Annotated in this window: 10 protein-coding genes; 1 reads left to right on the top strand and 9 read right to left on the bottom strand. The window is 60.4% G+C overall.

Annotated features, from left to right (window positions below; all coding sequences use genetic code 11):
- Positions 1–181 precede the first annotated feature (181 nt).
- The 4 genes from J2D73_RS02095 to J2D73_RS02110 all read right to left on the bottom strand — a co-directional run bounded on the left by J2D73_RS02095 (position 182) and on the right by J2D73_RS02110 (position 8,147).
- Entirely contained in the window at positions 182–2,815 is a 2,634-nt protein-coding gene (locus J2D73_RS02095; RefSeq protein ID WP_207878954.1) for a TonB-dependent receptor plug domain-containing protein, read from the bottom strand.
- 265 nt (positions 2,816–3,080) lie between these two features.
- Positions 3,081–5,714, bottom strand: a complete 2,634-nt coding sequence (locus J2D73_RS02100) for a TonB-dependent receptor plug domain-containing protein (RefSeq protein ID WP_207878955.1) — start codon at positions 5,712–5,714, stop codon at positions 3,081–3,083.
- 353 nt (positions 5,715–6,067) lie between these two features.
- On the bottom strand, positions 6,068–7,591 hold the full coding sequence (locus J2D73_RS02105; RefSeq protein WP_207878956.1) for an oligopeptide:H+ symporter: 1,524 nt from the start codon (positions 7,589–7,591) through the stop codon (positions 6,068–6,070).
- Positions 7,592–7,808: 217 nt separating this feature from the next.
- Complete coding sequence (locus tag J2D73_RS02110) at positions 7,809–8,147, bottom strand: P-II family nitrogen regulator (RefSeq protein WP_026397452.1); 339 nt, start codon at positions 8,145–8,147, stop codon at positions 7,809–7,811.
- 210 nt (positions 8,148–8,357) lie between these two features.
- Between J2D73_RS02110 and J2D73_RS02115 the strand changes: the two genes are divergently transcribed.
- Positions 8,358–9,599 (top strand): UbiH/UbiF/VisC/COQ6 family ubiquinone biosynthesis hydroxylase, encoded by a 1,242-nt coding sequence (locus J2D73_RS02115; RefSeq protein ID WP_207878957.1) that lies wholly within the window; start codon positions 8,358–8,360, stop codon positions 9,597–9,599.
- 318 nt (positions 9,600–9,917) lie between these two features.
- Here J2D73_RS02115 and J2D73_RS02120 read toward each other — a convergent pair whose 3' ends face one another.
- The 5 genes from J2D73_RS02120 to proS form a co-directional block, all read right to left on the bottom strand.
- On the bottom strand, positions 9,918–10,484 hold the full coding sequence (locus J2D73_RS02120) for a hypothetical protein (RefSeq protein ID WP_207878958.1): 567 nt from the start codon (positions 10,482–10,484) through the stop codon (positions 9,918–9,920).
- A 103-nt stretch (positions 10,485–10,587) separates the two neighbouring features.
- The gene (locus J2D73_RS02125; protein ID WP_207878959.1) at positions 10,588–11,499 is read right to left on the bottom strand and encodes a glucosamine inositolphosphorylceramide transferase family protein; all 912 of its coding nucleotides are present in this window, start codon (positions 11,497–11,499) and stop codon (positions 10,588–10,590) included.
- 338 nt (positions 11,500–11,837) lie between these two features.
- A complete protein-coding gene (locus tag J2D73_RS02130; RefSeq protein ID WP_207878960.1) occupies positions 11,838–12,533 on the bottom strand; it encodes an ABC transporter ATP-binding protein in 696 nt (231 codons plus the stop codon).
- The gene (locus J2D73_RS02135) at positions 12,526–13,773 is read right to left on the bottom strand and encodes a lipoprotein-releasing ABC transporter permease subunit (RefSeq protein ID WP_207878963.1); all 1,248 of its coding nucleotides are present in this window, start codon (positions 13,771–13,773) and stop codon (positions 12,526–12,528) included. The genes J2D73_RS02130 and J2D73_RS02135 overlap by 8 nt, the downstream gene beginning before the upstream one ends.
- Complete coding sequence (proS, locus tag J2D73_RS02140; protein WP_207878964.1) at positions 13,773–15,089, bottom strand: proline--tRNA ligase; 1,317 nt, start codon at positions 15,087–15,089, stop codon at positions 13,773–13,775. Before proS ends, J2D73_RS02135 begins: the two co-directional genes overlap by 1 nt.
- Positions 15,090–15,404 lie beyond the last annotated feature (315 nt).

Genomic DNA, 15,404 nt, shown 5'->3' on the forward strand with positions numbered 1-15,404 from the left:
AACCTCCAGAAACTACCACCCCTGAATGCCCGAAAAAACAATAACAAATTCCAGGAGACAATCTAAAGACGCGAAGTAGAACGCCTTCCCACACTGCGAAATCGCCCATCGTGCGAGCAAGAAAAAACCGGCCCACCTTACGGCTGACCGGTTTCAAATCTGCGGCAGGAACGATGGCGCTTCAGAAGGAAGCGTTCACGCGGCCATAGTAGTAGCCGCCCGTCATCGGGATCTGCATCGAGAACTGATCGTAAGGCATGGCGCCGAGATAGTTGACGATCTGCGACACGCGACGCGGACGAACGTTGAAGATGTTGTTCACGCCGACGGCCAGATGCCAGTTCTTGTTGAAACGGTAGCCAACTTCGATATCCGTCAGCCAGTGCGGAGAGTTTTCGAACTTCTGGAACTGATCGACGGAATACTGCAGGGCGGTCGGCGCCCAGTCCTCGTAAGTCATCTGGTTTGTGGTCTGACCGTAACGGGTCTGGCGAACGTTCACATCCCAGTTTCCAACGGTATAGAACGCATTCAGAATGATCTTGCTGCGCGGATAAGCCGTGGTGATGTAGCCGATGTTCTGCGCGTTCAGGAGCTGCGAACCTGTGGAGCCGATGCCGTTGTGGTGCAAGCGCGTGCGGTTGAGGTCGAGCGCCATGCTCAGCATCAGGTTGCCGTGCTTTTGCATATGGAACGTGTAGTCGGCCTTGATGTCCAGACCCTGCGTGCGCGTGCTGGCGCCGTTCGCAAGATAATACGCGCTGACGCTGTTGGCGTTGTAAGCGTTGCCCGGCAGAGAGAAGCCCATGGACTCGATCGCGTCGATGGCGGTCTGTCCGTTGACGGTTCCGCCCTGAACGATGCGGTCACGCATGTTGATCTGATAGACGTCGGCTTCGACATGCAGGCCAGTAATCGGCTCCACGACGATGCCGCCGCTCTCACTGATCGAACGCTCCGGCTTCAGGCCTGGCGAGCCAAGCGCTTTCGCTGACGCAGAGCTTGCGGCCAGCAGGCCCGAAGCGCCAGTGGGCGAGACGTTCATCGCGCTGAAGTGCTCTTCGGCCAGGGTCGGGGCGCGGAAGCCGGTGCTGATCGTCGCGCGGACGCCGATGCGCTTGGTGAAATCGTAGCGCGTCGAGATCTTGCCGGTCTCGGTGTCGCCGACGTCGGTGTAGTGTTCGAAACGGCCTGCGAAATCCATTTCCCACTTCTTGGTGAAGTGGAAATCGCCGTCCATGTACCACGCCCAGACGTCGCGATACCACTTGCCCGAGTTCTGCGGCGCGAGACCGGCGTAACCCTGCGTCCCGCCCAGCACGTAGGAAACAGGATTGCCTGCCCATATCTGGTAGGCGTCCATGCGCTGCTCCATGCCGAAGGCGAGCGTCATGGGCACGACATGACCAATGTTGAAGCGACGGCGGAAGTCCAGATTGTTCGTCCATTGCGTCATCGCGTAGCTCTCAGCCCGCGCGGTGGTGGGGCTGTACCCACAGCCAGCGCTCGAGTAGTAAGCGCTGCTCGAGTCGGTAGAACAGGTCGACTGCAACATACCCGTGTTGACCGTGTTCTTGTTGCCGACCTTGTCGTAATCCGAACCGTAGGTCGAAGAGACGTCCCACTCGAAACCGAGGAAATTGTCGCCCTTGGCGCCGACGGTGGCCGAGTAATCGTTCTCTTCGATCGTCTCCAGCGGCGAGAAGCCGTAAGGAAAGATCGATTCCGCGACGCCGCCGCCCACGTTCGGCACGCGATAGTTCTCATACGCTTCCGAGTGGCGGTGAGCGTAGGTGATGTTGCCGTAAAACTCGACGTCGTCGTTCAGCGGCTTGCCCCAGTCCAGACCAAAATTCTCGCGCGTCTCTTCTGGCGTGCTCATGATGTGGTTGGAATTGCTGGGAATCGACTGGCCAGTATAGCTGGCGGCGTCTGCATAGGATGGCTGGTTACCAGTCAGGCGGTGGTCATGCACGCCGTTCACATAGAAATGGTCCGTGTGCGACACCTGCCCGAACAGATGGATGTAGCCGTCCTTGCCCAGCTTCATGCCGCCGTCGAGGTTGAGCTGATACTGCCAGCCCGACCCGGCATAGGCGTTGGCGCCGGTCTGGGCGCTCATGTTGATGCCGTGATCGGTCTTCTTGGTGATGATGTTGACGACGCCCGCGATGGCGTCAGAGCCGTACATCGCCGCCGCGCCGTCTTCCAGCACTTCGATGTGGTCGATCATGTTGGCGGGAATCATGCTGAGATCGACCCCGGTCGCGCCGAAGTTCGGCCCCGAATCCGCGGTAAAGTTGCCTGTCGAGTGACGGCGTTTGCCATCAAACAGAACCAGAACTTCGTTAGCGCTGAGGCCGCGCATGTTGATCGCCGACACGAGCGCCGCAGCGTCCGCGCCCATGGTCGGCACGTTGATCTGAGGATACGTGCGCACCAACGCATCCCCGAGATTGATCATGCCCGAACGTTGAAGAACAGCGGAAGTCAGGACTGTCACCGGGCTGACGCTCTGACGCGCATGGCGATTGGCGCTGTGCGTGCCAGTCACGATGACGGCTTCGTTGGCGTCATTCGTAAAATGCGCCCGTTTCGCCGGAGCCGCAGCCGGCGTCACGCCACGCGTCTGAGCGGTCGTGCTCGCCGCTGCCGTCGACGCGGCCTTCGCCTTGACCCCGTGCGCAGACGTCTTGCTGTGGGTTTTCGCATGGGCCGTCGACGCGGGACGCGTGTCGGCGAAGGCAGACGCGGTGCTTCCCAGCATCGGCACTGCGAGGATAGTGGCGGCGAAAAGTCTGCGTCGAGATGTCATGTTCGGCGGAGGCTCCAGTGTCGCGCAGCTTGGCGCTGCGTCGTGATGCCTCAGGCTTACGGTAAAGAGAGCACCCAGCAAAAGAGAATATATCGATATCGTGTCATTCCGAACCCAAACTGTTGCCGGCAAGCAACATACCGTTCGCATCACCGAAACATACGGCGTGGAGAATCAGGAAAACCCCAACATTACTTTCTACAAAGAAAAACCGGCCAACCTTGCGGCTGACCGGCTTCAAATCTGTGGCAGGGGCAATAGCGCTTCAGAAGGAAGCGTTCACACGGCCGTAGTAGTAACCACCCGTCATCGGGATCTGCATGGACGCCGTGTCATAGGCGCGCGAACCGAGGTAGTTGACGATCTGCGACACGCGACGCGGGCGGACGTTGAAGATATTGTTCACGCCGACGGCCAGATGCCAGTTCTTGTTGAAGCGGTAGCCAACTTCGATATCCGTCAGCCAGTGAGGGGAGTTTTCGAACTTCTGGAACTGATTGACACTGTATTGGAGCGTCTTCGGGTAGGCCCAGTCCTGATAGGTCAGCATGTTCGTCGTCTGACCATAACGGGTCTGGCGAACGTTCACATCCCAGTTTCCAACGGTATAGAACGCATTCAGGATGATCTTGCTGCGCGGATAAGCCGTGGTGATGTAGCCGATGTTCTGCGCGTTCAGAAGCTGCGAACCGGTGGAGCCGATGCCGTTGTGATGCAGACGCGTGCGGTTGAGGTCGAGCGCCATGCTCAGCATCAGGTTGCCGTGCTTTTGCATATGGAACGTGTAGTCGGCCTTGATGTCCAGACCCTGCGTACGCGTGCTGGCGCCGTTCGCAAGGTAATACGCGCTGACGCCGCTGGCGCTGTAGCTGTTTCCAGGCAGGGAGAAGCCCATGTCCTGAATTGCGTCGATGGCGGTCTGTCCGTTGACGGTTCCGCCCTGCACGATGCGGTCACGAATGTTGATCTGATAGACGTCGGCTTCGACATGCAGACCATTGATCGGCTCCAGCACGATGCCGCCGCTCTCACTGGTGGAACGCTCAGGCTTCAGGCCAGGCGAGCCGAGCGTTCTTGCAGCGCTGGAGTTGGCAGCCAGCAGGCCCGAAGCGCCAGTGGGCGACACGTTCATGGCGCTGAAATGCTCTTCGGCCAGGGTCGGGGCGCGGAAGCCGGTGCTGATCGTCGCGCGGACGCCGATACGCTTGGTGAAATCATAGCGCGTCGAAATTTTGCCGTTCTCGGTGTCGCCGACGTCGGTGTAGTGCTCGAAGCGGCCCGCGAAATCCATCTCCCACTTCTTGGTGAAGTGGAAATCGCCGTCCATGTACCACGCCCAGATGTCGCGATACCACTTACCTGCGTTCTGCGGCGCGAGGCCCGCATAACCCTGCGTGCCGCCAAGCACGTAGGAGTACGGGTTACCTGCCCAGATCTGGTAAGATTCCATGCGCTGCTCCATGCCGAAAGCGAGCGTCATGGGCACGACATGGCCGATATTGAAGTGGCGCCGGAAATCGAGATTGTTCGTCCACTGCGCCATGTTGTAGCTCTCGGCGCGCGCGGTGGTGGGGCTGGTGCCGCAACCAACGCTGGAATAGTACGAACTCGACGCGTCGGTCGAACAGGTCGAAGCCAGAACGCCGGTATTGATCGTGTTCTTGTTGCCGACCTTGTCGTAATCGGCACCGTACGTCGAAGAAACGTCCCACTCGAAGCCGAGGAAATTGTCGCCCTTGGCGCCCACCGTCGCGGCGTAGTCGTTCTCCTCGATCGTCTCCAGAGGCGAGAAGCCGTATGGATAGACTGACTCCGCGACGCCGCCGCCTACATTCGGCACGCGATAGTTCTCATACGCTTCCGAGTGGCGGTGAGCGTAGGTGATGTTGCCGTAGAATTCGACGTCGTCGTTCAGCGGCTTGCCCCAGTCCAGACCGAAATTCTCGCGCGTTTCTTCCGGCGTGCTGCTGATATGGTTGGAATCGCTCGGAATCGACTGACCAGTATAGCTTGCCGCGCCCGCGTAAGACGGCTGATTGATCAATCGATGGTCATGCACGCCATTCACGTAGAAATGGTCCGCGTGCGACACCTGCCCGAACAGATGGATATAGCCGTCCTTGCCCAGCTTCATGCCGCCGTCGAGGTTGAGCTGATACTGCCAGCCCGACCCCGCATAGGCGTTGGCGCCGGTCTGGGCGCTCATGTTGATGCCGTGATCGGTCTTCTTAGTGATGATGTTGACCACGCCCGCGATGGCGTCCGAGCCATACATCGCCGCCGCGCCGTCTTCCAGCACTTCGATATGATCGATCATGTTGGCTGGCAGCATACTGAGATCGACGCCGGTCGCACCGAAGTTCGGGCCTGAATCCGCCGTGATGTTAGCGGTCGTGTGACGACGCTTCCCGTCAAGCAGCACCAGCACCTGATTGGAACTCAGGCCGCGCATATGGATGGCTGACACCAGCGCCGCAGCGTCACTGCCCATGGGCTGCACATTGATCTGAGGATACGTACGCGTCAGGGCGTCGCCGAGATTGATCTGACCAGAGCGCTGCAGCACCGCAGACGTCAGGACCGTCACCGGGCTGACGCTCTGGCGCGCGTGACGGTTGGCGCTGTGCGTGCCGGTTACGATGACGGCTTCGTTGGCGTCATTCGTAAAATGCGCCCGCTTCGCCGGAGCCGCAGCCGGCGTCACGCCACGCGTCTGAGCGGTCGTGCTCGCTGCCGCCGTCGAAGCGGCCTTCGCCTTGACCCCGTGCGCAGACGTCTTGCTGTGGGTTTTCGCATGGGTCGTCGACGCTGGACGCGTGTCGGCGAAGGCAGACGCGGTGCTTCCCAGCATCGGCACGGCCAGAATAGTGGCGGCGAAAAGTCTGCGTCGAGATGTCATGTTCGGCGGAGGCTCCAGTATCGCGCGGCTTAGGCGCTGCGTCGTTATGGTTGAGATTTACGGTACACAGCGCGCCCGACAAAAGAGAAGATATCGATATCGTGTCATTCTGAATTCGAACTGTTGCTTACAAACAACAGAATCACCCAACCGACGTCGGTGGCATGGACTGGTATTTGTTTCTACATGGAAATATTTACGGGTCACGAAATAATATTTTGATATCGTAATGTCTCTTTGCGATTTATGCGAAGAAATATTATTAAATGTAAAAACTTTTCATATTTTTTCTAGAGAAAATGAAAATTTCATGTCGGAAAACTCGCCGCGCCAAAGGCGGAACAGAGCCACACTCAGCCGCGTATGTAACTGCCCAGCATCCGCCTGAGCACAGGCTGAAGGACCAGAAGGACGCAGAGCCCGGCGATCGCCAGAAGGGTGAAATCGCGGAACAACCGTGCGAACACGCCCCTTACGCTCTCTTGCGACGCAACTGCGGCCAGATCGTGCAACGCGAACGCATTGGACAGCACGCCGCCCGTGTACATCGCCGTTCCGAGCGCAATGTAAAACAGCGCCGTCGCTACCCCGTTGAAACGCAGAGGCACATATTCAGAGACGACAGCAAGCCCGAGGCTGTTCATCAGCAGGCCTGCGACCGAGATCAACGCATAACCGGCGGTCAGCCCCCAGGGAGACAGCAGCGCCCCGTCCTGACTTCGGATCAACAGCCAGAGCAGCCCGAACGACAGGACGATGAACGCAGAGCCGATCAGATATTTCGTATGAAGCGGAGGCTCCCGACCGATCTTGCCGAGTCGTTGATACAGACGCGCGAACAACGGCGCCAGCGCCATCGTCAGCCCCGCGTTGACCGCAACGAACTGCGCGCCCGACAAATGCGCGATCGTAACGCCCCCGACCTGAAAATCGCTCCCGACGTCATGCAGCGCAAACAGAATGAAAGTCGAGGTCGTCTGCTCGTCGAACAGGGCGTAGAACATGGCCTGCGCGATCAGAAGTAACGCGATCAGGACGCCCCTCCGCTCCCTCTCGTCACAGCGCGCCCATATCGTCGCCCAAAACACTGGCACCGCGCATGCAGTGACCTGAAACGCGTACCGCCCAAGCCGCAGGTCATTCAGCAGCCAAAACACGCACAGGACGGCGGCCGCGACGACGACCAACCCAACGGCGCCTCTCCAGCGCTGACCTCTGTCAGGCTGGCGGTCAGCGCCACTTCGGGGCGCGAATATCCCCAGCACGACCATCCCGACAATGACGCAAGACGCACACAGACCGAACGCTGCCGCCCATCCCTCCGTACGCGCGAGCCAGGGCGCGACAAGAAACGCCAACGCGGCGCCAAGATTGACCGCAAGGGCATACAACGTGAAGAGGCCGTCCGCGCGCTCTCCGGGCAACTTAAGGGCGCGCACAAGCGTAGCCACATTCGGCCGCGTCAGCCCGTTCGCCATCGCCACGGCCGCAAGAACGAAGAGAAAATAGCGCTTATCTGTCGCCATGCTTGCGGCCGCCAGGGCGCACCCCTGCAAGGCCGCGCCGACCAGAGCCGCCGCACGAGCGCCAAACAGCCGCCCGCCGAGGGCGCCGCCCAGCAGCGTACTGGCGTACGCGACCCCGCTGAAACTTCCCGCGATCAGATTGGCGTCGCTCTCCGGCATGTTCAGCGAGCGCGTCAGATATAGCAGCAGCAGGCCCTGCAAACCATAAAAGCCGAAGCGCTCGGTGGCTTCGAACATTAGAACGGGAAACAGCGCGCGCCATGGGCGCCCCAAGATCGGAAGCGCCGCGCGGGACGTCATCGCCGCCGCCTGCGGGCCGCAGCCGCTACCCGACCCACCAGTTGCGTGCATGCGCAAGTCGCCGGTTCCAGAGACCTGCCGATTTCGAATTTTGCGAAAATGCGCCGCCGAGGCGCCTGCGGAACTGCGCGGCGGACCTTTATCATCGTCTTGATCGGAAACGCCCCGTCGTCATGAATTCATACGAATTTGCAGGAGCGAAGATCGCACGGCGTCGAACCGGCCATCGGGGACCGCATTCGTAGCCCGCACGACAGAAAGTGGATTGTTACAGCGCGTCCTCACCGCTCTCGCGCGTACGAATACGGATAACCCGAGCCAGATCGCTTACGAAAATCTTGCCGTCGCCAATCTTGCCGGTATGCGCGGACTGCAGAAGCGCCTCCACCACCTGATCGACCAGCGCATCAGAGACCGCTACCTCGACCTTGATCTTCGGCAGAAAGCTGACGTGATATTCCGCGCCGCGGTAAATCTCCGTCTGGCCTTTCTGACGGCCGAAACCCTTTACCTCGGAGACGGTAAGGCCCTGAATTCCCAGTGGCGCAAGCGCGTCGCGAACGTCGTCGAGCTTGAATGGCTTGATAATAGCCGTGACGAGCTTCATCCCCGATTCCTCCTCATGTTCCACCCCGTGCGTCCAGACCTTCAAACCAAAGAACCTGACGCGCCCCGCAACCGGGACCGGCGACGGGATAGTATCAAGGCGTGAAGCATGCCATGAGTTCCGCGCGCATGGCAGGCCCGATTTCCAGCACGGGCTCCATAATTCCCCCCTCCGCGACGCCCTGACGCCGCGCGCCGGAAAGGAAAGATCATGACGAGCCCGGATACAGCTTCTCCTGTTTACGCCTGCGCAACAAGTCCGGCGCATGTGGACGTATGCGTCATCGGCGCGGGACCGGTCGGGGCGACCCTCGCATGTCGCCTTGCGCGCGAAGGAATCAGCGTTGGCATCGTCGATCGCGCGCCCCTGCCGCCGATGGAGCACCCCGATTTTGACGGCCGGGCTTACGCCATCGCCGCCGGGCCGAAACGCCTTCTGGAGGAAGCCGGGGTCTGGGAACGCCTGCCGCAGACGCCCAACCCGATAGAATCGATTCTGGTGACCGATGGCCGCCCGGGCGAGCCTCCGTCGCCGCTGTCGCTCGAATTCTCGCGCGAGGACGCGACGCAGCCTTTTGGCTGGATGGCCGAAGCGCGCGCCCTGCGCGTCGCACTCAACGCGACGCTCAATGAATCCGCCAACGTCACGCTTCTCGCCCCCGCCGACGTGTCGATCACGCGGACGACGGAAGGCGCGACCGTCGCCGCCAAAGACGGACGCGTGCTCCACGCCCGCCTGATCGTCGCGGCCGACGGGCGCGGCAGCCGCACCCGGTCACAGGCTGGCATCCCGATCACCCGCCTGCCCTACGGCCAGAGCGGCATCGTCTGCGCCATCGCCCATGAGCTTCCCCACGATAACAGCGCGCTCGAGCATTTTCTTCCCGGCGGTCCCTTCGCGCAGCTGCCTATGAGCGGCACGGCGGAACACCCGAATCTCTCTGCGGTGGTCTGGAGTGAAAAGGACGAGACCGCCCGTCGTCTCTCCGCCCTCCCCGAAGCCAGCTTCACCCGCGAACTCAAACGTCGGCTTGGCGACCGCCTGGGCGACGTGACCCCGGTCGGACGGCGCTGGGTGTATCCGCTCGCAGCGCAATATGCGCAGCGCTACACGGCGACGCGCCTTGTACTGGCGGGAGACGCCGCGCACGGCATTCACCCGATCGCCGGACAAGGCCTCAATCTTGGCTTCCGGGACGTGATCGCACTTTCCGAACTGTTGATCGAAGCGCATCGAAAGGGCGAAGATCCGGGCTCCCCGGCGCTGCTGGCCCGGTACCAGAAGCGTTGCCGGCCCGCAAACATGCTGATGCTCGCTGCAACAGACGCACTCGATCGCCTGTTCAGCAACAACAACCCGGTCTTGCGTCTGGGCCGCGATCTTGGGATCGCTGCAGTGCACAGAATGCCGCGCCTGCGACGCGCGTTCGTGCGGCACGCAATGGGCGTGTAGCGCGCGTCCAGCGTATTTTTAATAGAGGATAATATTTACTGAAAATTCCTTCCGTAATGAATTTTCAGTAAATGATGCAAATATGCCCCACACTTTACTGCCATCGTATGGAAAGAACGTCACATTCAGACGTTCTCACATGATTTCCGGGGGAGGAAATCATTTTCATACAATGAGCGCCCTGAACACCACCCGGGATCAATCACGGTTGAAAAAACGGGAGCGTGTTCAGAATATTTTATAAAACTATCTTTTATATTTAGAAATTTCATCATACGCCTTCATTTCAGCGCACAACAAAAACATCACAGAACAATTTTAATTTTTTGCTGAAATGGCCAAAAGATTGGCGTTACTCCACAGTGAGGCGCCGTCCCCAGGATCACTCGTCGGCAGCGCGCGCATAAGTTGCGAAAGCAGACTGCTCAGTTGCGACATGGTCATCGTCGCCTCCGCAGCCGCTGCAGCCAGAACGCCATCGAGAATAGACACCGTTTGCCCGGCGATGACAGCCGCGCCGTCAGACGCCTGTCCCAACGTTTCTCCCGCCGGGCATATGCCGCGCGCATGAATCAGCAGAGACAGCGACGCCGATGGAACAAGAAATGTCGTTCCCGCCGGCACATGCCGCGGTCGTGTTTCCCAGACAGCAACAGGCGACGATGACGCAAGGGCGTCAGGGTACAACGCAAGGCCCGTTACAACGCCCCAATCAGCTTCAGCGACCCCGAAACTATACGAAAGGGAAGTCGCAACGCTTCGCGAACCGTCACCCAAAGCGCCAAAGGCCACCAGACGCCGGGCATATCCCGCCCCACTCGCCTCAAGGCCGGTCTCCGGCGGCCCGCTCACGATCAATCCCAGATATCCAACAAAAAATTCCACGCCACCCTCTCCTCGCACCAAAAATGGTCGATCAAACGAGGGAATTATGGACGTCTCCAGAGCAGTGTCCGAAACAGGGTCCCTGTCGGAAGGTCTGCCCGGTTCACCGACTCACTCGCCCAATGCGACCAGCAGCCCACCGACGTGCATCAAAAAGCAGGCGCGCGGGCGAACGACTGACCCTTTTGGCGTCGATCAGGGTGACCGGCCCCGCCGACGACAGCGTGTGCAGCCCGTCCACCCACGGCGCGAACGCGTCCGGCATTGTCACACGCCCTGCGACCGACGCTGAAAAACGCTCAGGCGTCAGTTCGTCGATAGCGAGCAGTGACACGGCGCCGCCATATGTTCGCGTGCAGTCCTGCGTCGGCAGCACGATGCCCTGTGGCGTGACCAATGGCGTGCCTCCGGGACGCGCCGACATCAGGTCGCGACGCAATGGATTTCCGGGATGAAGCCGCCACGGACCGGAAAATCTTTCGGCATACGCAGCGCATAACAAAGACTGTTTTTCAACCGATGAGCCGGGCGGAGAGAAAAACATCCACCAGAGTCCGTCATGCCAGACCGGGGACGCGTCGATCGCAGCCACAGGAAACGACCAGTCGGGGACAACCTCCCATTTGTCCGGAAACCGAGCCGCGCGATACAGCCGCAACGCGCCAGAGCGATAGGCTTCCGGCAGCATCCAAATCTCGCCGTCGGCTTCGAAAACGATTGGATAAGACAGATGCCACGGTTCGTTGAGCACGATCTGGCGGTCGAGAAGGCGGAAATCGGCGTCAAACCGCAGGCAGTCTATACGCCCGCGCTTGTCACGATAATCCAGCGCCTCGGCAAAAACATGCAGCACGCTGTCACGCCAGTATCCAAAAGGATCCGCCAGAAAGCGGAATGACCGCGTTTCGTTGAGCCAGGTGATTTTCCGGCCAGCCAGTGATCCCGCCGCAACCAGATCGGCCATCGGCGCATGAACAACCGCACAACGCCAAAGATCGGTTCGCATGAAAGGCATAGCTGATTGCTCCAACGAAGACATGCGCCCGCATAAGGCCGCCCCCGGACGCATTGCCGCTGAACATCCGATCAACGGCCGCGCCTCAGGGTCGTTATTTACCGCGCGACGTCACCTCTCCAAACGCTTTCGTTCGAACGGAATGTGCCGGGAAACCCGTGTCCATGCACACAGACATATGCACAAGAACTGACTTTTTCCTGCCCGCGTCGGGAAAACCGCTCAATGATCAGGCCGGAGCCTTATCCGGTCACACAGGTTCACGGATAAGGCTCCGGTTTGTTGTTTTGACGAGCATCTTCAGCCGATCAGCCCATTCCGTCTGACCGGATAAGATTCTAAAGCGCGACCAGAGCCCCGTCACGCAACGTCACGACGCGATCCATCCGTGCGGCCAGAGCGTCATTATGCGTTGCGATCAGCGCGCCAAGCCCGGACCGTCGAACGGCGCCCAGCAACTCCTCGAACACCACATCCGCCGTGCGCACATCGAGATTCCCCGTCGGTTCGTCCGCCAGAAGCAACGAGGGCTCATTGGCCAGAGAGCGGGCGATCGCCACTCTCTGCTGCTCGCCGCCGGACAATTTACCCGGAAGGTGATCCAGACGATGCGCCAGCCCGAATGAGCCCAGCAACGCGTCGGCGCGCAGGCGCGCCGCGCCACGCGCACGCCTGGCGATCATCTGCGGCAACATCACGTTCTCACGCGCCGTAAATTCGCCGAGCAAATGATGAAACTGATAGACGAAGCCCACTTCGTGCGAACGGATGACCGTTCTCTCTCCATCCGAAAGGCGCGTGGCGTCCCGCCCTCCTATCTCGACCGATCCCCCGTCGGGTGAATCGAGCAGGCCCGCGACATGCAGCAACGTCGACTTGCCCGTGCCGGACGGCGCGACCAGCGCCACGATCTCGCCCGCGTGCAAAGTGAAGTCCACGCCACGGAGAACGCTCAGACGCTCACCGTCGCCACTGACATAGGATCGCTGCACGCCCTGAAGGCGCAGCACAACATCACCGGGAGACTTAGCCATGACGCAGCGCCTCCACCGGGTCGGTTTTCGCCGCACGCCATGATGGATACAGCGTCGCCAGCAACGACAGCGCGAGAGCCATCACGATCACTTCGATCACCTGCCCCCAGACCAGCTTCGCCGGCAGGTGCTCCAGATAATAAACTTCCGGATTAAACAGGTTGGTTCCGGTGATACGCTGCAGAACCTGCCTGATACGTTCTATATTTTCGCAGAACACGACGCCGAGCAGCGTTCCGAACGCCGTTCCCGTCACGCCGACCGAGGCGCCGCACATCAGAAAGATGCGCATGATCGCCCCGCGCGTCGCGCCCATCGTGCGCAGGACCGCGATGTCCACCGTCTTGTCCTTGACCATCATGATCAGGGAGGAAATCACATTGAACGCCGCGACCAGAATAATCAGCGTCAGGATCAGGAACATCACGTTCTGCTCGACCTGCACGGCGCCGAAGAACGCGTTGTTGCTGTTCGTCCAGTCCATCACGCGGATGCGCGGATCGGCCAGCGTTTGCTGGATCGCACGCGTCACCGGCCGCACGTTGTCGGCGTCCTGCACCATCACCTGAATCTGGGTGACTGCCTTTGGTTTCTGAAAATAGATCTGCGCCGCCGACATCGGCATGAACACGTAGCCAGCGTTATAATCGTTCACGCCCGCGTCGAAGATCGCGACGACATGATAGGCCCGCACACGCGGCACCGTACCGAACGCCGTCGCCGCGCCATTGGGCGACACCAGCGTCAGTTGCGATCCGACCCCAAGCCCCGCTCGCTCGGCCAGAGTTTCGCCCACCGCGATCGCGTCGTCGCCTTCGAATTTGTCGAGAGAGCCAGCGATGATATTCGAGCTGATCGCCTTGAGGTCGCTCAGCCCCTGCTTCGTCATGCCATGCACGACGCCGCCAGAACTGTAGGGACCAGCGCTGAGCAAAACCTGTCCTTCGAGCAGCGGCGTTGCTCCAGTCACGCCCGGAACCCTGCGGACTTCGGCTGCGACGTCGTCGTAATCCGTGATCGAACGCGTCACGCCATACAGGCTGAGATCGCCGTTCAGACCAAGAATCCGCCCCATCAGATCGGCGCGGAAACCGTTCATCACCGCCATCACGATGATCAGCGTCGCCACGCCGAGTCCGATGCCGACGAGCGAGAAGATCGCGATCACCGACACAAAGCGCTCGCCCTTGCGGGCGCGCAGATATCGTCCCGCAACCGCGCGCTCGAAGGGCCCGAACATCAGCGTCCGAGAACTTTCGCCAGCGCCTCTTCGGCGGGCAGTTCAAAACGCTCGCCCGTGGCGCGGCGCTTCAACTCCACCGTGCCTGTCTTGGCGCCGCGGGGGCCGACGATCATCTGCCACGGATGCCCCATCAGATCGGCGTCGGCGAACTTCGCGCCCGCACGGTCCGTGCGGTCGTCATACAGGAACTGCTCGTCACCCGCGGCATACAGGCGTTCGCACAACGCGTCGCATTCCGCGTCCCCGACCTTCAGGTTCAGGATCGCCGCACGGAACGGCGCCACGCTGTCCGGCCACACTATGCCGCCGTCGTCGTGGCTCGCCTCGATGATCGCGCCGACCAGACGCGACACGCCGATGCCGTATGAACCCATTTCCGGGTACAGCAACGCACCGTCGGGGCCAGTGACCGAAATATCCATGGACTTGGTATATTTCGTCCCGAAGTAGAAAATATGGCCGACTTCGATTCCACGGCCTTCACGACGATTTTCTTCCGGCACGGCGGCCCATGCGGTCTCGTCGTGCTTCTCGTCCGTCGCGGCGTAATACGATGTCAGGGTGTTGAAGAAGCCGGCCAGAGACGTGCTGTCGTCAACGTCGATCGGGTCGCTCAGCCAGTCCTTGCTCTCCAGCGCACCGTCGTAGAACACGCCGCTTTCACCTGTGGGCGCAAGAATAAGGAATTCATGACTGAGATCGCCGCCGATCGGCCCGGTGTCCGCCACCATCGGCACGGCGCGAACGCCCAGCCGCTGGAACGTACGCAGATAAGCCAGCATCATGCGGCGATACGTGTCCACGGCCGCTTCATACGACGCGTCGAAGCTGTAGGCGTCCTTCATCAGGAACTCGCGCCCGCGCATCACGCCGAAGCGCGGACGCACCTCGTCACGGAACTTCCACTGGATGTGATAGAGCATCTGCGGCAGTTCGCGGTACGACTTCACCGACTGCCCCAGCAGATCCGTGATCATCTCCTCATTCGTCGGTCCGTAAAGCAGATCGCGCTCGTGCCGGTCCTGAATCCGCAGCATTTCGGGGCCATAGGCGTCGTAACGGCCGGAACGCTTCCACAATTCGGCGGATTGCAACGTCGGCATCAGCACTTCCTGCGCACCGATACGGTCCTGCTCTTCCCGCACGATCTGACTGATGTTGCGCAGCACGCGCAGACCCGCCGGCAACCACGCGTATATGCCAGAACTCGTCTGGCGGATCAGACCGGCACGCAGCATCAGTCGATGCGACGGGATCTGCGCGTCGGACGGCGTTTCCTTAAGTGTGGGAAGAAAACTGCGTGACAGGCGCATTGGGGCTTTTCTCAATGATGAAAGGGCGAAACCAGAATCCGGCGGGAACAGACCCACGGGAGTGCATCAAACCGGCTCATCACCGGATTAACCGACGCCTATCTCCTACTCATGCAGGGGATGCAAGCGATCCGGGCGACGGAACTCAGGATGACGGAGCGTCGGCAACGTTTTTGTGAACGCACGAGCGCTTGCCCATACCTAAATTCCCGGATATATATACCTAACAAGAATAAGAAAAATAACTAAAGCTGAAGAATGAGCGGCGGCCGGGGCGACCCGACCGCCGCTTTTTCTATGCGGGACGGGTAGCCG

This window comes from Acetobacter sacchari, from assembly GCF_017377715.1.
Taxonomy (GTDB): domain Bacteria; phylum Pseudomonadota; class Alphaproteobacteria; order Acetobacterales; family Acetobacteraceae; genus Acetobacter; species Acetobacter sacchari.